We start from the raw sequence: 26,311 nt of genomic DNA, 5'->3' as shown, positions 1-26,311 counted from the left end.
GAACAATTTGTTAGCTGGTTGTCTCCACAACATCGGAGACGACCAAATTGAAACTTGTTGCCTGAATAAACCACTCATGCCAAGGCATCGTTTCCTTAAAGCCATCAAAGTGGAATGTGCTTCCATCAAACTTCGCATTCATGATTTCATCAATTGGGTACTCTGGCGTTTCGTGGCTGATAGGTGCAACACTATTTAACCAGGTGAGACTTTTTTCATTGGATACGTTGTATAGAGTCATCACCCCATTTTGAACAATTAGATCGCTTCCATTTGAACTTGGGTGCTCTTTGCTGATGAAAATACCACTGAGAGCGATGACAATCTTGGAGTCAGTTCTGGAGACATCTTTGATAGATACATCATGAAAGTTCATCTTCTCAAAGTCGGTATTAATTTCCATATAACCTCCTACCAGCTAACGCCGCGTTAAGTGGTGAGCAACGCTACCACCTTACCTAAACCATTGTGCCGTAAACACTAAAGCCGAATCAAACCGAAAATGCCAAGCGTTGGGAATCCGTCTTAAACGCTTTGTTATATGCCAACTCGAAGATAGCTCGACTATTGAGTAATTTGCATGGAGACAATTTGAAAATGCCCAAGAAAGCAAGGTGATACATTTAAAGAAGTAAATGTTTTCTACTCACTGAAAAGGAAAAAGTGTGCTTAGGTTGATAGGTGGCCAGCGACGAAGCCGACTCCAGTAGCCCACGTTGTTTCAAACAATGAACTAAAGAAAATACGAGTACGAGCTAAAAGTGTCTGTCCCATAGGAACCCCCTGATTTTTGTCTGCAGTGGAAATTGAAGCCATCTGGATACTAAGGTAACGTAAAAGCACAAAAAAAAGAGCTACGGAGCCAACAAACGTCCAAGGAATCGAACCTTGACCCATCTCCCCAATCAGCCTAAGCACACTCTAAGGGGATGCGTATTATACAAGAAAAACAATAAAGTAGAAGTCCAAAAGTGCGCTACTGCACACTGGCATATAACGCCCTGTTAAGGGGTGAGCAACGCAATACTGAAGCCGCCGCACACCACCTTAATCACTTAAACCAACGCATAGTGAAAATGCCACGCGTTGCGAATCCCTCTTGAACAGTTTGTTATGCCAATTTTTCCCGCTGTGTATAAGCATCATTGATCATTAAAAATGTATGGTGCATCCGCAACTTCGATTGAGCATACAAATCCCGCACTTCAGCTAACGAGAAGAACTTTGCACGACCTATTTCATGGTTGAATTTCGGCAATATGACTTGGTCTTTAACTTCTGTAACCCAGACATGACGTAATACTAATTCACCATCATCAAAACGTCCTGCATAGGTATTTAAGTAGTTCTCTAAAGCAACTTCTAAACCCGTTTCTTCTGCAATTTCCCTGACCGCTGCCTCTTGAGGAAACTCTGTAGATTCAACGCTTCCTGACGGTATATGCCATAGACCTTTCTTTTAGCCGGTTAGCTCTTGAACCAATAACACTTCATTGTGCTGATTGAAAATCACAGCTCCAGCAGCTTTTGCCGTAACTTCTATGTGATGCTGAATCCCATATTGCATCTAATTCTATCCTCATCCATGAGAAGTAAAGTAAAAGTGGCATAACGCCTTGTTAAGGTGTGAGGCACGCAATACCTATGCTTTCGCATAACACCTTAACCACTAAAGCCAATGCATGGTAAAAATGCCACGCGTGCCGAATCACTCTTGAACAATTTGTTATATGATATTTTTGAGGTCAACAACTTCACTAACAACTACATCTGAACACAATTTATGTGTATTTAACCAATTCTCTATTTCCGTACGCTCTTTGTCTGTTATCGATGTATAGCGACCTTGGGAAAGAACAACTGCACTGAAGTCATTTTTTGAATGACCACCGTAAAATGTTAAATCTTGATCCCCAAGAAATGTAAAAAAATCATCAAAAAACAGTTCACTATCTTGAGCATCCTCATAATCAAACTGAAACTTAACTTGAACGCCGAATTTGGCAAACTCATCTAAAAATAACTTTTTTCTTACACGTTTACTTTTTTGATTCTTCATATTTCTACCCATATCATATAACGCCCTGCTAAGGGGTGAGCAGCGCAATACAAAAGCCGCCGCAAACCACCTTAATCACTAAATTCAACGCATAGTAAAAATGCCACGCGTTGCGAATCCCTCTTGAGCAGTTTGTTAGTCGCGAGGCACCGAGCGACAATTTTAAGCCAAACTAAACTTTGCGAACAACAAACTTTATGTGCTTTGATGCACTTAAGTCAGGCGTAGTTTCAAAGCGGCTACTCAATGAAACCACTTGGAACAAACAACGCCGCAGAAAACGAACTGACAACCCCAAAAAGGCCCTTTGGAAAGCTAATCTCACAGTGCGGACTTTCAACAAAGTCACTGAAACCAAGTGGAATTTACAACACCAGAGAAAACGTCATTTCAGCGAGTAAATCGGCTTTTGTAACGACAAACTCACCGACCGGAGTTGCAACCAAAAACAGACTCTCGATTGCCTTACTCTGTAAGCACCAAAGAACAAAGCAACCGCTAGGACAGGTATAAAACTTTGGACTTAAAACAGTTAGAACTAAGCTCTGATGATCGACGATTAATCGGTGTACCAAGCAAACAACTGCTAAATTTTAAGCTCAGAGACATGATTTTGATTGCTAGCTTTTTCTGGCGACTAACGCCCTGTTAAGGTGTGAGCAACGCAATACCGAAGCTACCGCATACCACCTTAAACACCAAAAACAACGCATAGTAAAAATGCCACGCGTTGCGAATCACTCTTAAACAGTTTGTTAGTTGAATTGTTTCACCGCTCTACACTTGGGAAAAGTTGAACAACCCCAAAACTGTTTACCTATATTTTCACCACGCTTGGTTTCACGCAACACCATTTCAGAGCCGCAACGGGGGCACTGATTTGAGCTAGCTTTGGATGTGACAACTTCTTTGACATGTTTACGATGCTTTAAATCCGTAATAACTCCGCGCTTTAACTTTATCTGGTTTATAGACTCAGTTAACCAAGCATAATCCTTGTCAGAGAACACTACCTCGTTAAATTGCTGAATGTATCGAATACTTCCTCGAGCATAGGTAACGTTTGGAGGCATTTCGGTTTTAAAGGTGCTGTCGCCGATGAAAACAATAACTGAATGCAAGTGCTCTTCACTGCAACCTAACAAAGTTTCCAGAGCTTTTATGTGCTTGTAATTCTGATGCAGTGGGTTTTGAAATTTAGAGGAATGACGGTAAATCTTTTGTGTCCACTGTTTCTGGCGAGCCGAGCCAAATATCCAACCTTTCATATTCTTAGTTTCAACGACAAAGATGCCATATTTAGAAACCACAATATGGTCGACTTGAGTTGTACCATCGCTAGTCGGCAACGTTACGTCTTTTATTAGCGTGTAATCAGACTCCGGTAATTTGGACAAAAGACGGTTCACGAGAAACTCACCGAATACACCTTTTAGCCACCTACTTTTGAAAACGCTAACAATGAGCAATAAAGGCACTAGATACCAGACTTGCGCAAACACATTAAGAAATGCTTCAAAAATATTCACGGATTTTCCCTATTCAACTAACGCGCAGTTAAGGTGTGAGAGACGCAGATCCACCCTAACCTAAAATAAACTCTGATAAATCCGTGCCTATTTGGGCACTAAAACCCCAATGCGTTTCGAATCGCCTTGAACGTCTTGTTATTCCGCAACTAAAGTCGGCTATGTTTACGCCTAATCTTTTGATATGACGAGAAATTTTCGGTATGCAGGCAAAAATCGAAGCCGAAGTATTTGGCAGCTCACTACCTTAAATCGCTTTAGCGTCACTCTTTAATTGCTGCGCCATATTAAGGTGCGCTTAAAGCGCTTTAAGGCTAGCATGGAAATGACCAATATTCGCCCTTTTCGCCGCTTTTCCACCCTATTACCCCGCCACTTTCACTCTTAGGCTACAACCACGTACATTCAGCCTGAGAGATCCGTTGCGGAAATAACGCCGCATTAAGGTGTGAGCAGCACTTGGCTATACTTGAGCGAAGCGAAAATGCCAAGCGTTGCGAATCACTCTTAAATGCTTTGTTAGCTTAAAGTAACTCACTATCCACATTTGATGACGATACTCGCTTCTCTGCCTCATTCGTCATTGTATCTAAACTGTAAGCAGAGCCAGATAGACTAAAGCGAGATACTTTAAAGTGCCCACTTTCCATTGGAATAGCGATCCCAAATTGACTACTTTCTTTAGCGGTTCTCTCAACCTGATCGAAGTTATCAAAGATCAACACATTCTGATTGCCTACCTGATCTCCGCAAACGAGATTAAGATTTAGAGACCCTGATTCGGCATTTACTAACACTGGATACTTATTACCTTTTGTACAAGTTATATCAACACCAATTAAAAATAGGCACTGCTGATCTTCAAAATAACAATACTTCCCAAAAACATGACCACTTTTATTAATAGTTGCGGCGTAATAGTAATCGTTACTATCAGTATTAATAACCCAATCTTTATGAATAGTCTCAGCAGCTAACACCGAAAAACTGGCGGATAAAGTAAACAAAAAAAGTAGAATTTTTTTCATACGTTTGACCTTAGGTTTCAACATTATCCACGTATTATAGCCAATACAAACTCAGTAGCATATTGGCGAATTAGACGGATTTAAGCTAACGCCTTGCTAAGGTGTGAGTAACGCAATACAAAAGCTACCGCACAGCGCCTTAATCACCATAAGCCACCGCAAAGTAGAAATGCCACGCGTTACGAATCACTCTTAAGCAATTTGTTAGTACATGCGCTACTTCTATTTATGCGCTCCAAGATATTGAAAAGTGGCATGATATGAAAGGCTTTGAACACTGAAGTGAGACGGGCAGCTACAAAACTTTACCCCAGATGAAAGACGAAAGTTGGCTAGAAGAAAAACGCACTGAACTGCCCTACTTTCACTTGCTTCAAATTAGAAAAGGATTCTTTCCTAGTACTTCAAAAACCACACCAAAAGTAATCAAGGTTCTCTCAAAAGCAACCACGAAAATGAAGAAGCGCCAAAGAAATAGGCTAAGAGTTAGAAGCCGTAAACGGTAAAATCCAAGCGAACACTCCGCATATAGTGCCACCGGAAAGAACGTGAAAGGCACTAACTGAAGAGTGTAAACACGAACACCAAAACAGATAAACACCAAAACTTATGACCTTTGATGTCAAACCCGTACTAACGCCTTGTTAAGGTGTGAGGCACGCAATACCGAAGCTCCCGCATACCACCTTAACCACTAAAACTAACGCACAGTAAAAATGCCACGCGTGCCGAATCACTCTTGAACAATTTGTTAGCTGGTTGTCTCCACAACATCGGAGACGACCAAATTGAAACTTGTTGCCTGAATAAACCACTCATGCCAAGGCATCGTTTCCTTAAAGCCATCAAAGTGGAATGTGCTTCCATCAAACTTCGCATTCATGATTTCATCAATTGGGTACTCTGGCGTTTCGTGGCTGATAGGTGCAACACTATTTAACCAGGTGAGACTTTTTTCATTGGATACGTTGTATAGAGTCATCACCCCATTTTGAACAATTAGATCGCTTCCATTTGAACTTGGGTGCTCTTTGCTGATGAAAATACCACTGAGAGCGATGACAATCTTGGAGTCAGTTCTGGAGACATCTTTGATAGATACATCATGAAAGTTCATCTTCTCAAAGTCGGTATTAATTTCCATATAACCTCCTACCAGCTAACGCCCTGTTAAGGGGTGAGCAACGCAATACCGATGCCTCTGCAAACCACCTTAATCACTAAAACCAACGCATAGTAAAAATGCCACGCGTTGTGAATCCCTCTTGAACAGTTTGTTATGTGCGTGGTCAAGATCTCACTCGAATTGGTTTTCGCCGGAATTTCACCGGCTCATCAGTAGGTTGAACCTAAAACCGCGGTTGAGTCCCGCCGATGATAGAACCTTTAGAGTTGCATGTTGAACAAAGTTCGATACGTGTTTAAAGATTTCTACTACCATAAGCACTCCTCCTTTAGTTTGAGACGAGAGAAAACCAGCAAGTTCTGCCAACAAAAATGAAGCCCAAAAGCCCATTTGTTCAGGTTGTAAGTAAATGAAGGTTGCCATCATCAGCCTAAGGGAACCACCGCAAAGGGACATTTAATGTTTCGGCTTTACTCTACTTACATTTATATTATGACATGGAACCTAATGATAACTAACCATTTTTTCGAGAAAGCACATAACGCCGCGTTAAGGTGTGAGTAACGCAATACCGAAGCTTCCGCATACCACCTTAAACACGAAAACTTACGCATAGTAAAAATGCCACGCGTTACGAATCACTCTTAAACGCTTTGTTAGGGGCGTACTGATATTCATTTTGCAGTTCATTCAGCGTCGTGACATGAAGTTTAACTTTAACATTGTAACGATTGATAAAGTTACGCAAAGTATGTTCAAGCAACCCTAGCTCAAAGTTGGGAGTATCCATAACAGCAAAAATATGCAGGGTAAACTCCTTAGGATCAAAACCTTGGAAATGCTGTGATACCAGTTCTGATTGTTCTAACACCCTAGCTAACCTTGACGGATCTACATTTCGACTTCTGAACAACTTAACTTCTACCGCATGCACTTCAGTTTCAGTAATGCCTACAGCATCATATACCGCTGCACTACGCAAATTAGGAAGGTCGAACCTAACGTCGGTCTTAAAGTTAATAGACAAGTCCTTAGACATTTTATTTACTGCAAGTTTTTCAGCAAATGTGACATCTGCCATCAATTGACGATGAGTTGCAGTTCTCAATTCAATGACACTCTCTTCGGATTGATGGGCTTGCTGCTCCTTGTCATTTGCATCAGTCGTAGAAGACGCGTTACCTGAAGCATCTTCAGCTTCAATTTCTTCAATCTCTTCTTGTAACTTTCTGCCCTGCTCTTCTGGTGACGCTTTACCATAAGGATTAATGAAGTGTTTCTCATCTTTATAATCTGATGGCGCGTAGAGAACTCGGTGGTTGAAGTTCAAAGTTAAGAAAAAAGCACCGACCAAAAATATGGGAAAAAACATTAAGAACCAAATGTAAACACTCTGGTTTTCAGGTTCAATGAACGGTAAAACTGTCGTTCCACTTATTTCTGCAATAGCTGCAAACATAGCAATTACTGTGAGCGGATTCTTAATATGCCCAATTTTTTCTACCAACGTAGAACTCCTATTACTTTTTGACAAACTTGCCACATCGAAAAGCCCCTAACGCCCAATTAAGGTGTGAGTAACGCTACCACGAAACTCAACCATACCACCGTAAACACTGTACTCAGATTTAGAACCAAAAACCCCAAGCGTTAGGAATCACTCTTAAATTGTTTGTTATATTGAACGAGCTCCCTAAGTGTATCAATGTACTCCAGTACCCTTTTCCGGTTGTCCGCGTTTAGTTCATTGCCACATACTTCTGAGCGATATTTGATAGTCGGACTAGAGTATATTGGCAACTTAATTTTTTCATAGCTCATTACTGTTCCCGCATTTGAGCATTTATACGCTCGTGCATATGGCTTTATTAAATGCCGGTTCTCTGGTCTAGTTGACCTTTCTAGTTCCCCTTGAAGAAGGGAAAAAAGAAAGGTTTCTGAGTGATTAGCCCACATAAGATGCCCGAACTCATGTTCTAATACATCAGTAGAAGCATCGTCAGCAAGCAGAATATAGCTATCACTTAATTCCCAGTCAGTAGCGCCCATAGTACCGTCCTTGAAAATTAGGTGGCGATTGGGTACAACAAACACATAGAAATCCAAATGACTATCACGTAACGGTTGTATCACATCACGTCCCACAGCCATACTGCCTTGGCTATGAATTTCATCAAAGTACTCCTCGCCCGAAAGTGCTAGATCAACATACCTAAACGAAGCAAGTTCTCTGCTTAAAGGCAAACATGAGTTCGATAATATCTTGTTTGATTGCCTAATTTGCTGTTCAGCTATAGATTTTGTATAAGACTCTTGTATTGATGAGTCAACAAAGTATGAAACCTTTGTGACTAGGGGGGCTTCCATTGAACAGACGGGCAAGAACAGCTCACTCTCATCCAATTCGGTGCGATCTGGCCGATTGAAATAAAACAAAGCTATTGTGACAACGAACGAAATTAAAACCACATACTTTTTCATTAGCTCTCCAATTACCAGTAGTCAATATAACGCCCTGTTAAGGGGTGAGCGACGCAATACCGAAGCCACCGCACACCACCTTAATCACTAAAACCAACGCATAGTGAAAATGCCACGCGTTGCGAATCCCTCTTGAACAGTTTGTTAGGCGCGTAGCCACGTTTTATAACTGAATCTCAACGTTGTTCCGTACATATGTAGGGATAGATAGCTGCTCATCTATATCTTTGAACTTTGGCTGTTGAGGCATCAATTCTATTATCGCGTTCAGTTCTTCAAAACTGATACCGACCACTCGGCAAGCCGTCATCAAACCATTTATAAAGCACTTTTTATCCCGCTTTTGCTGTTGCTCAATTGCAGGAATAGACGAGTACAATTCGCACTCTTTCGTTAATAAGGCTAGAAGTTCTTCTTTTGAGGTTTCCATATACAAACTCAGTTACTAGATAGTTTGGACACATTATCAATGATTTAAGACACAACTTCCAAGAGCTTGATCTTACGTTTTAAACCAAGCGCCTAACGCCCTGTTAAGGGGTGAGCAACGCAATACCAAAGCCGCAGCAAACCACCTTAAACACTAAAACCAACGCATTGTGAAAATGCCACGCGTTGCGAATCCCTCTTGAACAGTTTGTTATGCTTGTTCTATCAGTAGGCACAGTGAAATTCCAACGCTGCATACAGTTGGACTATGCCTAAAGAGGTCTTATTTATGATGCTCTTTACTACGCGAATGCTCGGCATACTTTTGGGAAATGAGTTGATGGATATGAAGTCCTGTTTTACGGACAAGATACCAATCTATCGCTGCTAAAATGACCAAGCCTATTATAGTTCCCATCTAAAACCCTCCTTACACATCGAATCATAACTCTATCAAACCGCTGATAAATTAGATAAGACAGAACGCAATTTTTGTTGGGCAGCGATGGTTTTCAGAGAGGTTAGAGTCAATTAATGGATAAACCCCTCATTTCTCGTAAAGATACTAGTGCAGATACAAGGTGATATTTGTTGAATCCGTAAAGTGCCCATACTTACAAGTTTGAGAAAAAGCATAACGCGCAGTTAAGGTGTGAGAGACGCAGATCCACCCTAACCTAAAATAAACTCTGATAAAGCCGTGCCTATTTGGGCACTAAAACCCCAATGCGTTTCGAATCGGCTTGAACGTCTTGTTATTCCGCAACTAAAGTCGGCTATGTTTACGCCTAATCTTTTGATATGACGAGAAATTTTCGGTATGCAGGCAAAAATCGAAGCCGAAGTATTTGGCAGCTCACTACCTTAAATCGCTTTAGCGTCACTCTTTAATTGCTGCGCCATATTAAGGTGCGCTTAAAGCGCTTTAAGGCTAGCATGGAAATGACCAATATTCGCCCTTTTCGCCGCTTTTCCACCCTATTACCCCGCCACTTTCACTCTTAGGCTACAACCACGTACATTCAGCCTGAGAGATCCGTTGCGGAAATAACGCCGCGTTAAGTGGTGAGCAACGCTACCACAAAACCTAAACCATTGTGCCGTAAACACTAAAACTGAATCAAACCAAAAATGCCAAGCGTTGCGAATCCGTCTTAAACGCTTTGTTATATGCACAGAATTTCGACTTGTTTAATGGCGTCAGTGAATACTTTATGACACTTAAAATCGGGCTTACTTCCTATATTATGCCAGAAGAAACTGAACTCATGCCCACCGTCATCTTGAGTAAAGAAACTCCAATTATGCGGTAGTTCGTGGTCTATTTCGCAAAGCACAAAATGCCACAAATGATTTTGATAACCGCTTTCCCAGCTGCCAAGATAGTGTGTGCTCGATACACAGGATAGTCCTGATTCTTCTTCCAATTCTCTCAAGGCGGCACTTTCGATAGAAATATCCGACTGCTCTAGTGTGCCTTTAACCAGTTGAACATCAGCTAATGGATGTTCAAACAACAGTAGTTCACGATAATTTCCTGATTTTCTGAGCACTACAGGACAGACTTTGACTTCCCTTTTTCGGATTCTTTCTTCCACTGAACTCTCCCGTGCATATAACGCGCAGTTAAGGTGTGAGAGACGCAGATCCACCCTAACCTAAAATAAACTCTGATAAATCCGTGCCTATTTGGGCACTAAAACCCCAATGCGTTTCGAATCGCCTTGAACGTCTTGTTATTCCGCAACTAAAGTCGGCTATGTTTACGCCTAATCTTTTGATATGACGAGAAATTTTCGGTATGCAGGCAAAAATCGAAGCCGAAGTATTTGGCAGCTCACTACCTTAAATCGCTTTAGCGTCACTCTTTAATTGCTGCGCCATATTAAGGTGCGCTTAAAGCGCTTTAAGGCTAGCATGGAAATGACCAATATTCGCCCTTTTCGCCGCTTTTCCACCCTATTACCCCGCCACTTTCACTCTTAGGCTACAACCACGTACATTCAGCCTGAGAGATCCGTTGCGGAAATAACGCTTTCTATACGGCTATATGCCGGGTTTCACGCAGGCTACCGCCGTCATTCACCTAGAAAGAAAAATGGATGCTAACACTTATATCCATGAAACAAATAGAAAAATAGTATGAAACTGCGTGCTCAAGCACGCAATTAGACGGCGGAATAAAGCCTAATTACAGTTTGAACGCTAAATTAATAGAACTGTATAAAAAACCAGGTAAATTGAGTTATGAAAAGTCAGTTTTTACTTAGCGTAAAAGAACACATGATCGCGCGGCACTATGCAAAGAAAACGATTGAAAGTTATCTATTCTGGATCAAACGATTTATCGTCTTCCACCAGTTGGCTCATCCATCCAAATTAGCGGAAGACGATGTAGAACGCTTTCTAAGTCACTTAGCAATAGATGAAAAAGTCGCGGTGAAAACTCAGGCCCTCGCACTTAACGCTATTTCATTTCTGTATCGTGAGTATTTTCGAATGCCTCTGTCATTAGACATGCGCTTTCAAAAGTCCCTGACTGAGAAAAAACTCCCAGTAGTATTAACCAGAGAAGAAATGCGCCGCTTTGTCCTGCATATCGATCCAAGATATAAACTTCATACTCAGCTTCTTTATGGTTCTGGCCTAAGGGTAATGGAATGCTTGCGACTTAGAATTCAGGATATCGATTATGACTATGGTGCCATTCGTGTTTGGCAAGGCAAGGGCGGCAAGAATAGAACCGTGACGTTAGCAAAAGAATTACATGAGCCTTTGAGAGCTCAGGTTAATCTTGTTCGAGATTATTACAAAAAAGACCGTCATGTCCCTGGATATGCTGGTGTCTATATTTCTGATGCATTGAGGCGAAAATACCCAGAAGCTGAAATGGATTTCAACTGGCACTTTCTATTCCCATCGACAAAACTAAGCATTGATAAAGAAACCGACGAACTTAAACGTCATCATATCAATGAAAGTGCCATTCAAAGGTCAGTAAAACGTGCGGCGAAAGACGCTGGTATCGAAAAAACGGTCACGTGCCACACTCTGCGACACAGTTTTGCTACCCATCTTTTAGAATCAGGAGCCGATATCAGAACCGTACAAGAGCAACTTGGGCACAGCGATGTAAAAACAACACAAATCTATACCCATGTCATTGAACGCGGAGCAGGAGGAGTATTGAGCCCCCTTTCAAGTCTCTAGTTAATAGTTTCTAGTTAAATAAAAACCACGCATGGCTCGTTCTTGCGCGATTGCAACAAAATATCATGCGTGGCTTCTAATTAAGTGTACTAATACATATTAAGTTATATTGTTAAGTGCGTTCGCCGAGTTTGACGTTGCCTTTGGTGTCAAACCACAACGCTTGGGAACGGCGGCGGCCAAGCAACATTGGGCCATCATCGTAAAACAAGAAGTTTTTCCAATGCTTTTTAAACGTCGACCACTTTGTTTCGATGATATTGTACTTCTCGTAACAAAAGTAGACGGTTACATCATCTTGCCAATCAATAAATGCCGTGACTTCTTCTGGCAATTCAGGCTCGTCTGCGTCCCAAGCTGCCATCCAATCCACTGCATCTGTCCAATTAGACTCTTTCATTGGCCAGTCTGATGAGCTCAAGCGTTCCATATCCGGACTTTGCGCACTGATGTTTTCTTTCCAAAACTGTGCTGCACGAGCCTGATTCATCGGCTTGATAAACTCCAGTTCGTCTTCCGGTACCGGCATCGACTGGTGGGTAAAAATCCATTTTCTTTGGTATTCATCCAAAGGCAAATAAGACATTCCGTCTCCTTTATTACGACTTCAACCAACCTTTTTCGGTGGCTTCTTCAATCAGTTCCTTGGCTTTGTCCCATAAGGTAACAGAGCCAAATTCAATTCTTTTATTAATCGTCAACGCTTGGTCACGTGTGACGTTATTCTCGATCCAACTTTGACCATTGTTGTGATAGTTCAGCAACATTGGAATTAAGCGATCCAGCGCTTTTGCATACTTAGCATCATCTGTTTGGGCCGCTTCAAATTCGTTCCATAACGCAAGCAGCTCGTCACCTTGTTCAATGGGTAACATACCAAACAATCGCTGCGCGGCTTTTTGCTCTTTCTTTTCTTGCTCTCTTGATGCTGCTGTATCATAAACAAAGGTATCGCCTGCGTCGATCTCTACGACATCATGGATGAGCAGCATTTTCATTACTCGAGTGATATCGACAGGTGCATTTGCATGTTCTTGCATCAAAACAGCCATGAGTGCGACATGCCAACTGTGCTCACCACTGTTCTCTAATCGTCCATCAGCACTTTTTACACGAGTACGGCGAAGAACACTTTTCAGTTGGTCCAATTCAATCAACAACGCTATCTGCTTTTCCAATCTGTCCATTTATCGTGCCTCTGCTTTCCAATTTGTGTTGGTCAATGAGGTCAACACATGGTCTTGCCATTCACCATTGATCAACAAATAGTTCTTTGCATATCCCTCTTTCTCAAAACCAACATGCTTTAGAACCGCTTCACTGCGTTTGTTATGGGGCATATAGCCAGCTTGAATGCGGTGCAGCTTTTGCACCTCAAACATGTAATCACAAGCCATCTTCAACCCGCGACGCATGTACCCTTTTCCTTGCGCGTCTTCTGCAAGCGAGTAACCAACGTTACACGCATAGAAAGGAAATCGTGTCAGGTTACTAAAAGAAAGCGTACCGAGCATTTTGCCTGATTCTGCATGCACAAGTAGGCAGTAATAACCAAGGCCCAATCGATGTAACTCATTAAGTTTGATCAGCTTTTGTAGCCAATCGTTGACAGAATAAAAGGCTTCTTCTCGTTTGGGTTCAAAAGGTTTGAGGTATTCTCGGTTCGTTTGAAAATACTCTGAGATCATATCTGCATCGCCGATTTCAGCAGTACGTAGAAGCAAGTCGCCGTCCAACTTGTGAACGGCGATTGAGGAGCTTTTATCTTCCATTATGATGAATCACTTCCATTTAATTTTGGCCTAGTTTTTGCGAATACCGTAATCACGCAGTTTGTTCGCGATAGAGGTATGGGAGACATTCAATCGCTTCGCTAACTTACGACTTGACGGAAATGATTGATACAAACGCTCTAAAATTTGCGATTCGTAATCACGCATGATCTCATCAAGTGAACCATCAAGGTTAAGTGTCGCGCTGCTTCCGCCCATGGCTTGTGGTTGTGGCAAATTGAAGTTTTCGACTTTCAGAACATGGCCATCCATTTCGGTGAGTGCACGCAGTACCATGTTATCTAACTGACGCATATTGCCAGGCCATTGGTAATTCGCAAGCGCATCCACCAAAGCTTCATCCAACTCAGGTTTATCTATACCAAGTTGTTGAGCGTGCTTGGTAACAAATAAGTCCAATAACGGAGCCACATCATTAGAACGCTTACGCAAAGGAGGAATATTAAGCGTTAACACATTCAAACGATAGTATAAGTCTTCACGGAACTGGCCCGCTTCGGCAAGCTCAGCAAGATTATGCTTAGTAGAGGCGATAATGCGAACATCAACGTGCATTTCATCTTCTGCGCCTACTCGACGGAAATTACCATCTTGTAAAAAACGCAGCAGTTTGATTTGCAAATGTGAGCTCATCTCGCCGATTTCATCAAGAAATACGGTACCGCCATTCGCTTGTTCAAAGATGCCTTTATGGCCTTGCTCATGATTGAATGAACCCGGCGCATGACCAAACAGTTCGGTTTCGGCTACATCGTCAGGCATAGAGGCACAACTTAGCACCAAAAATGGCTTATTTGCTCGGCTTGAACGGCTATGACACGCTTTTGCGAGCATTTCTTTGCCTGTGCCCGTTTCGCCCTCAATTAAGAGTGGTTGGTCCAAAACTGACAACTTTTTCGCTTGATTCATCAGCGCCTTATGGCGGTTAGACAAACCCACAAAATGCTCAAAGCCCAATTGGTTTTGCAGTGGCAGTGTCTCTTCAATTTGCACACCATGTTGACTAGAGCGAATGGTCATCAGCGTGCTGGCTAGTGTCGAGTTTTGTGCTTCATCCTTGATATAGACGGGCATCAATTCAAGTATGTAATCTAAGCCATCTATCACCAAGCTTTCACGTGTGCGCGCATTGACACCCTCGGACCAACGAGAAAAACGGACGCTTGGCAATAATGTGCCGATTTGTGTGCCTATCACGTCTTGCTTGTGCTGGCCAAGGAGAGAAAGCGCCGACATATTTGCCATATCGACTGCGCCTTTAAGATCAATCGCGAATACAGGATCAGGGAGGTTATCCACCAATGAAAGCAGTTCCGTGTTATGGCGCTCCATTGGCATAAATTGGATTTTACGTACGTCTTTTACCCCAGAAATACGACGGATTTCGGCCATTAATTCACTAAAGGTATCAAAATCGATATCTGGGCAATTCAGGTAGATGATGCCACTGATATCAATTTCGATGCCACGTAAATCGATGCTTTTAGACGCTAAAATATCGAGCAATTCTCGGGTTAAACCGAGCCTATCTTCACAAAAGACTTCAAGACGCACTGAAAATATCCCAATTCACAACTGTCAGGAAAAGTTGACAGTAGTTTCTACCATGCGTGGAATGGCGTCAAGCAATCCTCTTCATCAAAGGTGATATTGATTACGGTTTCATCGTAATTGATGCAACTTTCGCCACGACTTCTTTACGAATCGTACCCAATTTGACTTGTCGCTCTGGGTACCAAGGTAATGGGCGTAGCAACGCCATGGCTTTAAGACCTAAACGAGCCGTTAAGATACCCACACCTAAGCCTTGGCCTGCCCTCGCCGAGATTTTTCCGGCGAGATCCATCGACATCAAATCCATGCTGGCATCAATAGCAAGTTCACTCGCGCCCGCAGCCGCCATATTCACGAACACCGCGCGCAGCAATTTAATACGAGAGGCATAACCAAGTTCTACGCCGTACACTTTAGATAAGTTGTCGATCATCTTGAAATTTCGCCACGCCACCAGCAACATGTCAGCCGCCGCTAATGGGCTTACGGCGACCAATGCTGCAGATTCTGTCGCGTGTTGCGAAACGATCTTAGTGGCAAGTTTATCTTGTTGGCTGACCACCATCGAATCATACATATCAAGAATCTCTGCATCACTGTGTGCTGGGTTAACGCTGTTTTTCCAACGGTCAAAGCCTGGATTTTCTGCCAGTACACCACTTTGCTCCGCAACCTTTTCGCAAAATGCTTTACCTTTACCCACACTCTGACTATCGATCAGTGCTTCACTCTCTTCCTGCACACTGAAGTGGTGACGAAGCTTGCGTAACTTCCAAAGCTCCTTACCTAACGCGCCTAAACCAAAAGAGGCGATCGTGGTGACAAAACCAGCCCAACCCAAAGCAAGCCAATCTGCGGTTTGAACAGCCGTAATCACTGAGTCCACCGCTTGCCACCCAACAAGGCCTGCAAAAGTCGCAAACAAACCGGCTGTCAGCCATTTACGGCTAGATTTCGGGCGAATAACCTGCTCCAGTTGTAACTCTTGATCGGTTTCTTCTTGATGTTCTTGAATCTCAACAGGTACGAAAATTTCTTTTTCGGTGAACGTCTTTTGAGCGGTCAGCTCAGGAGAACACTCGATTTCTTCCCGGTGCATAACCTTTTCTGAGAAGACTTGTTTTTGTTTCAGTTCGCTCATTTCAGTTTATCTCCCAACAAGTATTCCAGTGCTTTATCTAAGCGAATGTGTTTCATCGGCTCGTCACTCTCTGATGGCATCGGACGGAAAGAAGTAAAGTCAAAACCACTGTTTTGCCAGTAGGCTGAATTTGGCAGTTTCTTCGGTACTTCGCCAGGAAACATGGTCATTGTTTCCCCCTCGATTGTAGTGCCTTGGAGTGCAGGCACCGTCTTATCTCCTGATGCAATAAAACCTGAAGTCGTCGCTTGAATCGATGCAATGCTCATGCAGCTCATTTCAATGTTCTCATAAGCCGCGGTTTGCCACGCAGGGTGTACCATCTGTTGTAACAACGATACCAAGTGTGGGTGCTGATCGGGTGTAACGTGATCGGCTTTCGTTGCAGCAAACAGGACTTTGTCGATTTTCGGAGAAAACAAACGGCGCAAAAAGCTACTGCGACCATAACGGAAACTGTGCATGATCTGCTCGAGCGCTTGACGCATATCATAAAAGGCTTCATCACCTGCGTTGAGCGGCTGCAAACAATCCACGAGAACAATTTGACGATCAAACGTAGCAAAATGATGCTTATAAAACGCTTTCACGACTTTTTGTTGATATTCATGATAGCGCGCTTCTAACATGGCTAAATTGCTGCCTTTTGTGGGTTTAGACTCTGAATTAAATCGACATGGGAAGAACTGCAGTACAGGCGCACCGACTAACTCTCCCGGCAGAACGAAACGCCCAGGCTGAACCCAATGCAATCCCGCCTCTTTGCAGGCATGCAGATAATCAGTGTAAGCTTGCGACACTTTTTCAAGCTGCTTTTCATTCACATCAGCGTGTAAATCAACCTGTTCAAGCGCATCAAGCCACTCACTGGCAAGATCACTTCGCTGACCTTTTAGCGCATCAAACTGAGAGTGAGACCAAGTAGCAAAATCCATGTCTAACAATGGCAAATCAAGCAGCCATTCACCCGGATAGTCAATAATATCAACATTCAACACGGCCGTTTTGCTGAGCAACTTTTTGGTCGTTTTTTTCGGCTTGTATTTCAGCGCCAAACGAATCTCACTCACATCACGAGTCGGAATCGGCCATTGAGGCGGCGTGGCATGAATTTGATTCATTGCGTCATCGTAAGCAAACCGAGGCACCATCATGTTGGCTTGGGGTTCTCGCTTTGCACCAATCAAACGCTTGTCTCTGGCGGCAGTAAGCAGTGGCAAATTATCGTGAGTGGCAGTATGCAGCAGTTGATTGACCAGCGAAGTAATAAAGGCCGTTTTGCCCGCACGAGACAATCCCGTTACGGCAATCCGCACGTTGGAATCCATACCTCGGCTAATAAAATCATTCACTTCTTGCGTTATTCTTTTCATTCTTGTTATCTCATCAAGTCTTGCTACGCAGTGTAATTTTATCAACCTTAATCGAAGATGAACAAAACATTCACTGCAAACTATGCCTGCATAAAACGCAAAAGCCTCTGAGAACGTCAGAGGCTTAAAGAATTATTTAAATCGGTGGAAACTAATCTTCTTCTATCAACTTGTAGATAACAAACAAAGCGATTTCTAGAATCAGCCACAATACACAAGTAATGGTTACGTATTTTTCATTGAAGATACTGATGCCATGAAGAATCAAGTCATAGCCAACAAAGCTACCGATCACAACAGCAAGAACGATTTGTAGAATCTGAATAAAACGAGGCATGTCGTCTCCTAATTACAGTCAGCATAACAACATCATTTGCTATGCCTATAAATGTATATCCTTAATTATATAGACAAAAAGTGCGGCTTTCGCCGCACTTTTGTCAAATGTTTGCTAGTTAAATCAGCACCTTGTCACATTCTCTTACTTGAGATAGATAAAATCTCTTGATTGAGACAGATAAAATCTCTTGGTTGAGACAGATAAAATAAGGCGCTTAGTACGGATTTAATCGCGAAACAACATAATCATCGTGCAAGCTACGCTTCCATCTCTTGGATTTTTACTTTCCAAGTATCTGGACCAATTTGGTGCGCGTTTGCTCCGTTTGAATCCACCGCAACGGTGACTGGCATGTCTTCCACTTCAAACTCATAAATCGCTTCCATACCTAAATCTTCAAAGGCCACCACGCGTGCTTTCTTGATCGCTTTTGCAACCAGGTACGCAGCACCACCGACGGCCATGAGATAAACCGCTTTGTGGTTCTTGATGGACTCAACCGTTGCAGGACCACGCTCGGCTTTACCTATCATCCCCATGATGCCGGTTTCTTCGAGCATCATGTCGGTAAATTTATCCATTCGCGTTGACGTTGTCGGTCCTGCCGGGCCTACCGCTTCATCACCCACCGCATCAACCGGACCAACGTAGTAAATGAACTTGCCTTTGAAATCCACGCCAGCTGGTAGCCCTTCACCCGCTTCTAGCATGCCTTGAATACGTTTGTGCGCAGCGTCACGCCCCGTCAGAATTTTACCCGATAGAAGAACCGTTTCACCCGTCTTCCATTCTTGTACATCTTCTTGGGTTACTGTATCTAGGTTCACGCGACGTGTGTTCTCGCCTGCCTCCCAAGTGATGTCAGGCCAATCTTCCAGCTTCGGCGGCGTAAGCTCTGCCGGGCCACTGCCATCGAGAGTGAAATGAACGTGGCGCGTTGCCGCGCAGTTAGGGATCAAACACACTGGCTTAGAAGCGGCATGCGTTGGCGCGGTTTTGATCTTCACATCAACAACGGTTGTTAGACCGCCAAGACCCTGGGCACCAATACCCAATTTGTTCACGCGATTGAAGATATCAAGACGAAGCGCTTCTTCTGCGTTTTGCGGGCCACGATCAATCAACTCTTGGATGTCGATGTGCTCCATCAAAGATTCTTTTGCTAATACGGCGGCTTTTTCTGCCGTACCACCAATACCGATACCCAGCATCCCCGGAGGACACCAACCAGCTCCCATCGTTGGTAGCGTTTTCTCTACCCATTCTGCGATATCATCTGATGGGTTTAACATCACCATCTTGGTTTTGTTTTCGCTGCCGCCACCCTTTGCTGCAATTTGAATTTCAACCGTATTACCTGGCACCATATTGATGTGCACAACCGCTGGCGTATTGTCTTTGGTGTTGATTCGCTTACCTGCTGGGTCCATCAAAACCGAGGCACGCAATGGGTTATCCGGATTGGTATAGGCTTGTCGAACGCCTTCATCGACCATTTGCTGAACCGTCATGTCGGTAGAATCCCACTGCACACCCATACCGATATTAACGAAACACGTTACAATGCCTGTGTCTTGACAGATCGGTCGATGCCCCTCTGCTGACATACGAGAGTTAATAAGAATCTGTGCAATCGCATCTTTCGCGGCTTGGCTCTCTTCTCGGTAGTAAGCTTTCTCAAGCGCTTGAACAAAGTCTAGTGGGTGGTAGTAAGAAATATACTGTAGCGCATCAGCAACACTGCTGATGACGTCCTGCTTGCGTATTACCGTCATTGCATGCCTCATTATTGTTATGCTTTGCTTCCATTATTGGCTTGGCTTCTGTCGTCTTTGTTGAGCTTATTGCTCTCAATGAGCATATTTTATAACGGCTTATTTTTTAGACTTTTATAAACAAACCTTTATAAACATTCGTCGAACGGCTGATATCGACACACGATTCAAAGAAGTCGGCCTTTCATATAGTAAAACCACCTTTAAGCCTTTGTATAGAGGTAGTTTGGCTATACAGACGTTTATGATACTCTTGCTGCCCATCACATGCCATGCAGTGAACGAACTCTTTGTCACAATTTAAACAAATGAACAACATGGACACACAATTGCTCAGTTTTCAAACGTTGGATTACTCACGCGATCTCGCCGCTTCCATTTTTTCTCGTATTGAACATTTACCTTGGGCAATGCTGCTCCGTTCTGCTTCTGATACGCACATTGACAGCCGTTTCGACATATTGGTTGCAAAACCGATTGCAACCCTCGAAACGATCGCAAATGACACTCATATACACACGACGACTCAGCAATACACAACGCAAGCTGACCCATTTGCTCTACTTGATGAATTGCAACAAGCGCTGTTGCCGACTCTCAAGTTAACAAACGAGTGGGATTTGCCTTTCGTCGGTGGGGCCTTAGGGTACTTCAGTTACGATTTAGGTCGCCGGGTAGAAACCATGCCAGAACTTGCGAACAAAGATTTGCAGACGCCAGACATGGCTGTTGGTCTGTATGAATGGGCATTGATCGTTGACCACAAACTTAAACAAGCGTGTTTGGTAGGGCAAAACATTGAACAAGCTTGGCAATGGCTGAATTCACAATCTCCAGCGAATGTTGAAGACTTTAACCTGATAGGTGATTGGCAATCGAACATGACGCAAGCGTCTTACGCTTCACGTTTTGATCGCGTGCAAGATTACCTGTTAAGTGGCGACTGTTACCAAATCAACTTGGCGCAGCGTTTTAACGCCCCTTATCAAGGCAGTGAGTGGCAGGCATACGCCAAACTCGAAGCGGCCAACCTTGCGCCTTTCTCCGCATTTATCCGCATGCCTCATTCGGCAATCATCAGTGTGTCACCTGAGCGTTTTTTGGAGCTGAAAGACAACGTCATTGAAACCAAACCCATCAAAGGCACACGCCCACGAAGTTTGGACCGCGAACAAGATCAAGCAAACGCTCGTGATCTACAAACGGCGGAAAAAGATCAAGCCGAAAACTTAATGATTGTCGATTTGCTGCGCAATGATATTGGCCGTGTCGCCTCTGCGGGCAGCGTTCATGTTCCGAAGCTGTTCGATATTGAAAGTTTCCCTGCTGTGCATCATCTAGTCAGCACCATTCGAGCGCAGTTGGATGCGCAATATAATGCTGCCGATTTACTGCGAGCTTGCTTTCCAGGGGGGTCTATCACTGGCGCGCCGAAAGTCCGCGCGATGCAAATCATAGAAGAGCTAGAGCCACATCGTCGCAGCGCTTACTGCGGTAGCATTGGCTATATCTCTCGACATGGTCGAATGGATACCAGTATCACAATTCGCACACTCGTTGCAGAAGACAACCGCCTTTACGCATGGGCAGGTGGTGGCGTCGTTGCCGACAGTGATTGCGCGGCAGAGTATCAAGAAACGCTCGACAAGTTATCAAAGATCCTTCCGGCGTTAAAATAGGTCGCTCACGTCATTAAGCCAGATTTCTCATCAGAGGCAAGTCCATTTAGGTTTGCCTCTTTTTTATCGCATGTTTATAGCATGCCGCTAGTACTCAGAACGCCGACTCTGCATTTCAATCAGCATTGGTTTGTTTCGGTGGATGCTTTCTGAAGTGAATGCTTTCTTAAATAGATGCTTTCTGAGATGGATACGTTCTGATTTCGTTAACACTTGTGACTTTCGCTCAACGCTAACCACATTCAAAGTAGCCATTCGCTTCGTTTCCCTATAAGTTGAACCTACTCCTATCACTTATAGAGGGTGCCTTAATGATAAATCGTTCAGAAAAATATCTAAGTCGCCCATCAAAACCTAAGATAAGTCCATAATAATAACAAGCGAAAGGAATCTATTTTGGTTATCGACAAAGCAACCCTACTGCAAAACTTCCAACTGCATTTGCCGACCGGCTATCATGACGAGTCTCTCAAGCGGTTAGCCAATCTAAACCAAGCATCATTGCGAGATGCGGCGGTTTTGATCGGTTTTGTAGAACGAGAAAGCGGATTACAGGTCATATTTACCAAGCGAGCCACACATTTACGCCACCACCCTGGTCAAATTTCATTCCCTGGGGGGAAGTATGAACAAGCCGATGAGCATTTAGTGAATACTGCATTGCGTGAAGCCGAAGAGGAAATTGGCATATCACCAGAACAAATCAATGTCTTTGGCCAACTCAGACCGCTGCCAACGATTAGTCAATTTAATGTGACGCCTTTCTTAGCATTCATTTCTCCCGACTACACTGCGCGGATTGATCCGAACGAAGTGGCGGAAGTTTTTGAAGTCCCCGCAACTCACATTTTGAATCCGGAAAAACTTTTCAGCTCCAAATTTAGTTTAAAAAACAGCCACCACAGGGTGTTTGCGATTCCCTACGAGCGCCATTTTATCTGGGGCATGACGGCACAAATCATCGAGTCGATGCAAAAACACATCATCACTAAATGACAAGCTTATCAACGACAGGTTTACTTTTTGACCAATCATCATGTGCATCAATATTAATAAAAAGTTATTTTTAAAACATAGTTTCACATTAGTCTAATTAACCGTTTTCAACGCAAACGCTTGCGGAGAATAAATTTCACACAACCACCCTTTCAGATTAGTTTTCCTAATTTCTAGCATTAGCATTTATCAAGTGTGGCACGTCATTTTCGTGATAAAAAGCAGGTTTTTGACATATCATTCGATAAGCTCGAGCAATATATGATTTAGATCCAATTTTTGTAATGTAAAATCTTGCAAAATTGCTCTCGACTTATTTCCTGTTCCCAAAAATGAGTAACTCAAAAATGACTACAACTACTTCTGCGGCTTCAACCGCACAATCGTCTAGTAAGTTTACTTACAAAGACTTCACTTGGTGTCTATCCCTATTCGGTACGGCAGTAGGTGCAGGTGTACTATTTCTTCCAATCAAAGCAGGCGCTGGCGGTTTTTGGCCTCTTGTTATCCTTGCTCTAATCGCGGCACCAATGACTTGGTTCGCACACAAATCTCTAGCTCGTTTCGTACTATCTGCGAAAAACCCAGACGCAGACATCACTGACACAGTAGAAGAGCACTTCGGTAAGACTGGCGCAAACCTTATTACTTTTGCCTACTTCTTTGCTATCTACCCAATCGTACTTATTTACGGTGTTGGTATTACAAACACAGTTGATTCTTTCCTAGTTAACCAAATGGGTATGGAGTCAATTCCTCGTTGGTTGCTATCAGGTGCGCTGATCCTTGCAATGACTGCAGGTGTTGTATTTGGTAAAGAACTTATGCTGAAAGCAACATCAGCAATGGTTTACCCACTTGTTGCTATCCTACTGGCACTTTCTGTTTACCTAATTCCTGATTGGAATACATCTATGATGGAAGTTGCACCAAACTGGGGTGAAGTACCGACTATCGTTTGGCTAGCAATTCCAATCATCGTATTCTCATTCAACCACAGCCCAATCATTTCTCAGTTCTCTAAAGAACAACGCCAACAGTTTGGTGATGACGCAGTTAAGAAAACTGACGCTATCACTGGCGGCGCAGCAATGATGCTAATGGGCTTTGTAATGTTCTTCGTATTCTCTGTTGTTCTTTCTCTATCTCCAGAAGCACTAGCAACAGCACAAGAGCAAAACATCTCTGTTCTTTCTTACCTTGCTAACGTTCACGAATCTCCACTGATCTCTTACATGGGTCCTCTAGTGGCATTCGCAGCGATTACTTCTAGCTACTTCGGTCACTTCCTAGGTGCACACGAGGGTCTAGTTGGTCTAATCAAGTCTCGCTCTCAAACGCCTGTAAGCAAAATCGAGAAAGGCTCACTAATCTTCATCGTAATTACGACTTGGATCGTTGCTATCGTTAACCCAAGCATCTTAGGCATGATTGAGACAATGGGCGCTCCAATGATTGCAGGTATCCTATTCTTGCTTCCTGTATTCGCAATGCACAAAGTTCCTGCAATGGCTAAGTACAAAACTTCAGCACCTGTACAGCTTTTCACAGTTATCTGTGGTCTTGCAGCGATTACTTCTGTAATCTACGGCGCTCTTTAATCACCGCTCATTTTTTAGCGTGATTAATTCAAGAATATAACGATAAAAACAAGCCTCCCAACTCCCCTTGGGAGGCTTTTGTTCTGAGGTAATCGATATGATTAGTGTTTTTGATATCTATAAAATCGGCGTTGGTCCTTCAAGCTCACACACAGTAGGCCCGATGAAAGCGGGTAAAGAATTTATTGATGATCTTCGTTCAATGGGAAAATTGCGCGACATCACTAAAATCACCGTTGACGTTTATGGATCACTATCACTGACAGGGAAAGGTCACCACACCGATATCGCTATCATCATGGGTCTTGCTGGCAACACTCCTGAGAAAGTAGACATCGACTCTATCCCGGGCTTTATCGCTCGCGTAGAAGAAACTGAGCGCCTTCCTGTTGGCATGCACTGTCACACAGTATCGTTCCCTAAAGATGGCGGTATGAACTTCCATACCTCTAACTTGTCGCTACACGAAAACGGCATGCAGATCCACGCTTGGATCGATGACGAAGTCGCGTACTCGAAAACGTATTACTCTATCGGTGGTGGTTTCATCGTCGATGAAGAAAATTTCGGCAAAGAAGAAGAAAACCCAATCAAGGTTCCTTACACATTCACAACAGCTGAAGAGCTTGTGAACCAATGTAAAGAGCACGGTCTTTCTATCAGTGCTTTGGTGATGAAAAACCAAGCAGCACTGCACTCAGATGAAGAATCTCGTACTTACTTTGCGAACATCTGGAAAACCATGCGTGAGGGTATGGAACGCGGTATGAATACAGAAGGTATTCTACCTGGTCCACTACGCGTACCTCGCCGTGCAGCAGCACTTCGTCAACAGCTACTGACTTCTGAAAAGACGTCAAATGATCCAATGGCAGTAGTTGACTGGGTAAACATGTTTGCTTTCGCAGTAAATGAAGAAAACGCTGCCGGTGGCCGTGTTGTAACAGCGCCAACGAATGGTGCATGTGGCATCATTCCTGCGGTATTGGCTTACTACGACAAGTTTATCCAAACCGTGACAGAGAAAGATTACATCCGTTACTTCGCAGCATCTGGTGCGATCGGTGGTCTTTACAAGCGTAACGCTTCAATCTCTGGTGCAGAAGTTGGCTGTCAAGGTGAAGTTGGCGTAGCGTGTTCTATGGCGGCGGCTGGCCTTGCAGAGCTTATGGGTGGTAGCCCTGAGCAAGTATGTATGGCGGCAGAGATCGGCATGGAGCACAACCTAGGTCTAACGTGTGACCCAGTTGCAGGTCAGGTACAGGTTCCATGTATCGAGCGTAACGGTATCGCGGCAGTGAAAGCGATCAACTCAACTCGCATGGCACTGCGTCGTTCTTCTGCTCCGACAGTATCTCTAGATAAAGTTATCGAGACGATGCTAGAAACAGGTAAAGACATGAACGCAAAATACCGTGAAACGTCTCAAGGCGGTCTAGCAATTAAAGTGATTTGCTAATAAAGTTATTTGCTAAGTCTTGCGAACTAACAACAAACCCGAGCCATTGGTTCGGGTTTTTTCTTTCTGCTCTCTTCTCTCTGGGCCCTGTCCTATTTTGAAAGCCCCCTTAGATTGAAAAAGCTGTCCATCATTAAAAAGTCCCTCACCTTATCATTGATACAAACACTGCGCCCTATTGTATAATGCGGCTATCATCACCGCTTAGCTGACGCATGCACTATGATTGCGATTAAACCGACTCAATTAAAAGACTTCTCTAGCCTGCTACAACTTGAAGTAGACAAAGATCAAGCCGCATTTTTTCTGCCATTCGATTTGGCGTATCAAAAGCGCAGTAAGTCACAAGTCTTCTATACCATCTTTTATGATTACCTCGTTGTGGGTTATCTCATCATCGACAAAGCGTTTGCACAGTATGTGCCTTTCGCCAAACGCCATGAATTAGGGCTAAGCTATATCGTCATCGACAGACGCTTCCAACGACAAGGGATAGGCAAAGCGACACTGGGAAAACTCATGGTTTATGGGTATGCAATAGATACTCAGAGTAATTCTATTTGTGCCACCATCCCACAAAAAAATGCCGTTGCCATGACGCTTTTTGAATCAGCAGGGTTTGAAAATACGCAAAAGTCATTGTATGACGAAAGTGGGAAAGCAATGATTGTTCGCCATGCGTTAAGCTGATCTTCTGAATGGATTTAGCTCAGGCTGGATTTAACTCTGGATTGATGT

The 26,311-nt window shown here is 43.4% G+C and carries 26 protein-coding genes; 7 read left to right on the top strand and 19 right to left on the bottom strand.

Annotation, left to right across the window (positions count from 1 at the left end; genetic code table 11):
* Nucleotides 1-10: 10 nt before the first annotated feature.
* The 3 genes from VA249_RS05655 to VA249_RS05640 all read right to left on the bottom strand — a co-directional run bounded on the left by VA249_RS05655 (nucleotide 11) and on the right by VA249_RS05640 (nucleotide 2,059).
* Entirely contained in the window at nucleotides 11-403 is a 393-nt protein-coding gene (locus VA249_RS05655; protein WP_108654715.1) for a hypothetical protein, read from the bottom strand.
* A gap of 708 nt (nucleotides 404-1,111) precedes the next feature.
* The gene (locus tag VA249_RS05650; protein WP_225927116.1) at nucleotides 1,112-1,441 is read right to left on the bottom strand and encodes an NUDIX domain-containing protein; all 330 of its coding nucleotides are present in this window, start codon (nucleotides 1,439-1,441) and stop codon (nucleotides 1,112-1,114) included.
* Nucleotides 1,442-1,726: 285 nt separating this feature from the next.
* On the bottom strand, nucleotides 1,727-2,059 hold the full coding sequence (locus VA249_RS05640; protein ID WP_221069302.1) for a 50S ribosome-binding protein YggL: 333 nt from the start codon (nucleotides 2,057-2,059) through the stop codon (nucleotides 1,727-1,729).
* A gap of 246 nt (nucleotides 2,060-2,305) precedes the next feature.
* Here VA249_RS05640 and VA249_RS24300 point away from each other — a divergent pair, with 246 nt between their 5' ends.
* Entirely contained in the window at nucleotides 2,306-2,572 is a 267-nt protein-coding gene (locus VA249_RS24300) for a hypothetical protein (protein WP_420864270.1), read from the top strand.
* 242 nt (nucleotides 2,573-2,814) lie between these two features.
* Here the strand turns inward: VA249_RS24300 and VA249_RS05625 are convergent, their stop codons facing one another.
* The 7 genes from VA249_RS05625 to VA249_RS05575 form a co-directional block, all read right to left on the bottom strand.
* A complete protein-coding gene (locus VA249_RS05625) occupies nucleotides 2,815-3,588 on the bottom strand; it encodes a nuclease-related domain-containing protein (protein WP_221069300.1) in 774 nt (257 codons plus the stop codon).
* 524 nt (nucleotides 3,589-4,112) lie between these two features.
* The gene (locus VA249_RS05620; RefSeq protein WP_221069297.1) at nucleotides 4,113-4,616 is read right to left on the bottom strand and encodes a hypothetical protein; all 504 of its coding nucleotides are present in this window, start codon (nucleotides 4,614-4,616) and stop codon (nucleotides 4,113-4,115) included.
* Nucleotides 4,617-5,367: 751 nt separating this feature from the next.
* A complete protein-coding gene (locus VA249_RS05610) occupies nucleotides 5,368-5,760 on the bottom strand; it encodes a hypothetical protein (RefSeq protein ID WP_108654715.1) in 393 nt (130 codons plus the stop codon).
* A 613-nt stretch (nucleotides 5,761-6,373) separates the two neighbouring features.
* Nucleotides 6,374-7,249 carry a hypothetical protein gene (locus tag VA249_RS24245; protein ID WP_195764979.1) on the bottom strand — a complete coding sequence of 292 codons (876 nt, stop codon included), beginning with the start codon at nucleotides 7,247-7,249 and terminating at the stop codon, nucleotides 6,374-6,376.
* 143 nt (nucleotides 7,250-7,392) lie between these two features.
* Nucleotides 7,393-8,223 carry a hypothetical protein gene (locus VA249_RS05595; protein ID WP_221069294.1) on the bottom strand — a complete coding sequence of 277 codons (831 nt, stop codon included), beginning with the start codon at nucleotides 8,221-8,223 and terminating at the stop codon, nucleotides 7,393-7,395.
* A gap of 163 nt (nucleotides 8,224-8,386) precedes the next feature.
* Nucleotides 8,387-8,653, bottom strand: a complete 267-nt coding sequence (locus VA249_RS05585) for a hypothetical protein (RefSeq protein ID WP_013571723.1) — start codon at nucleotides 8,651-8,653, stop codon at nucleotides 8,387-8,389.
* A gap of 1,165 nt (nucleotides 8,654-9,818) precedes the next feature.
* Nucleotides 9,819-10,250 carry an NUDIX hydrolase gene (locus VA249_RS05575; RefSeq protein ID WP_221069292.1) on the bottom strand — a complete coding sequence of 144 codons (432 nt, stop codon included), beginning with the start codon at nucleotides 10,248-10,250 and terminating at the stop codon, nucleotides 9,819-9,821.
* A 649-nt stretch (nucleotides 10,251-10,899) separates the two neighbouring features.
* Here VA249_RS05575 and VA249_RS05570 point away from each other — a divergent pair.
* Complete coding sequence (locus VA249_RS05570; protein ID WP_221069290.1) at nucleotides 10,900-11,862, top strand: integron integrase; 963 nt, start codon at nucleotides 10,900-10,902, stop codon at nucleotides 11,860-11,862.
* Between the two features lie 112 nt (nucleotides 11,863-11,974).
* On the opposite strand, the gene VA249_RS05565 is transcribed toward VA249_RS05570, so the two are convergent.
* From VA249_RS05565 to VA249_RS05530, 8 genes are all read right to left on the bottom strand, one after another.
* Entirely contained in the window at nucleotides 11,975-12,448 is a 474-nt protein-coding gene (locus tag VA249_RS05565; protein ID WP_221069281.1) for a DUF2947 domain-containing protein, read from the bottom strand.
* 13 nt (nucleotides 12,449-12,461) lie between these two features.
* Nucleotides 12,462-13,049 carry an HD domain-containing protein gene (locus tag VA249_RS05560; protein WP_221069279.1) on the bottom strand — a complete coding sequence of 196 codons (588 nt, stop codon included), beginning with the start codon at nucleotides 13,047-13,049 and terminating at the stop codon, nucleotides 12,462-12,464.
* Complete coding sequence (gene rimJ, locus VA249_RS05555) at nucleotides 13,050-13,634, bottom strand: ribosomal protein S5-alanine N-acetyltransferase (RefSeq protein ID WP_221069277.1); 585 nt, start codon at nucleotides 13,632-13,634, stop codon at nucleotides 13,050-13,052.
* A gap of 30 nt (nucleotides 13,635-13,664) precedes the next feature.
* A complete protein-coding gene (tyrR, locus tag VA249_RS05550; protein ID WP_221069275.1) occupies nucleotides 13,665-15,209 on the bottom strand; it encodes a transcriptional regulator TyrR in 1,545 nt (514 codons plus the stop codon).
* Nucleotides 15,210-15,309: 100 nt separating this feature from the next.
* Nucleotides 15,310-16,350, bottom strand: a complete 1,041-nt coding sequence (locus VA249_RS05545; protein ID WP_221069273.1) for a YcjF family protein — start codon at nucleotides 16,348-16,350, stop codon at nucleotides 15,310-15,312.
* The gene (locus tag VA249_RS05540) at nucleotides 16,347-17,723 is read right to left on the bottom strand and encodes a YcjX family GTP-binding protein (RefSeq protein ID WP_221069271.1); all 1,377 of its coding nucleotides are present in this window, start codon (nucleotides 17,721-17,723) and stop codon (nucleotides 16,347-16,349) included. The genes VA249_RS05545 and VA249_RS05540 overlap by 4 nt, the downstream gene beginning before the upstream one ends.
* A gap of 151 nt (nucleotides 17,724-17,874) precedes the next feature.
* Complete coding sequence (locus VA249_RS05535; protein WP_221069268.1) at nucleotides 17,875-18,060, bottom strand: hypothetical protein; 186 nt, start codon at nucleotides 18,058-18,060, stop codon at nucleotides 17,875-17,877.
* A gap of 260 nt (nucleotides 18,061-18,320) precedes the next feature.
* The gene (locus VA249_RS05530) at nucleotides 18,321-19,838 is read right to left on the bottom strand and encodes a fumarate hydratase (RefSeq protein WP_211919505.1); all 1,518 of its coding nucleotides are present in this window, start codon (nucleotides 19,836-19,838) and stop codon (nucleotides 18,321-18,323) included.
* A 308-nt stretch (nucleotides 19,839-20,146) separates the two neighbouring features.
* Here VA249_RS05530 and pabB point away from each other — a divergent pair, with 308 nt between their 5' ends.
* Entirely contained in the window at nucleotides 20,147-21,517 is a 1,371-nt protein-coding gene (pabB, locus tag VA249_RS05525) for an aminodeoxychorismate synthase component I (RefSeq protein WP_221069826.1), read from the top strand.
* Nucleotides 21,518-21,604: 87 nt separating this feature from the next.
* Here pabB and VA249_RS05520 read toward each other — a convergent pair whose 3' ends face one another.
* A complete protein-coding gene (locus tag VA249_RS05520; RefSeq protein WP_221069267.1) occupies nucleotides 21,605-21,772 on the bottom strand; it encodes a hypothetical protein in 168 nt (55 codons plus the stop codon).
* A gap of 141 nt (nucleotides 21,773-21,913) precedes the next feature.
* On the opposite strand from VA249_RS05520, the gene VA249_RS05515 reads away from it, so the two are divergent.
* From VA249_RS05515 to VA249_RS05500, 4 genes are all read left to right on the top strand, one after another.
* A complete protein-coding gene (locus tag VA249_RS05515; protein ID WP_221069265.1) occupies nucleotides 21,914-22,513 on the top strand; it encodes a CoA pyrophosphatase in 600 nt (199 codons plus the stop codon).
* A 347-nt stretch (nucleotides 22,514-22,860) separates the two neighbouring features.
* A complete protein-coding gene (locus VA249_RS05510; protein WP_221069263.1) occupies nucleotides 22,861-24,114 on the top strand; it encodes an aromatic amino acid transport family protein in 1,254 nt (417 codons plus the stop codon).
* A gap of 97 nt (nucleotides 24,115-24,211) precedes the next feature.
* Nucleotides 24,212-25,573, top strand: coding sequence for an L-serine ammonia-lyase (locus VA249_RS05505; protein WP_099080867.1), 1,362 nt, complete (start codon nucleotides 24,212-24,214; stop codon nucleotides 25,571-25,573).
* Between the two features lie 222 nt (nucleotides 25,574-25,795).
* Nucleotides 25,796-26,263: a GNAT family N-acetyltransferase gene (locus tag VA249_RS05500; protein ID WP_221069261.1), complete on the top strand. Its 468-nt coding sequence runs from the start codon at nucleotides 25,796-25,798 to the stop codon at nucleotides 26,261-26,263.
* Nucleotides 26,264-26,311: the final 48 nt, after the last annotated feature.

It is taken from the genome of Vibrio alfacsensis, from assembly GCF_019670485.1.
GTDB classification, from domain to species: Bacteria; Pseudomonadota; Gammaproteobacteria; order Enterobacterales; family Vibrionaceae; genus Vibrio; species Vibrio alfacsensis.
Note: the sequence above shows the minus strand (reverse complement) of the source record. Positions and strands in the feature narration are given on the sequence as shown.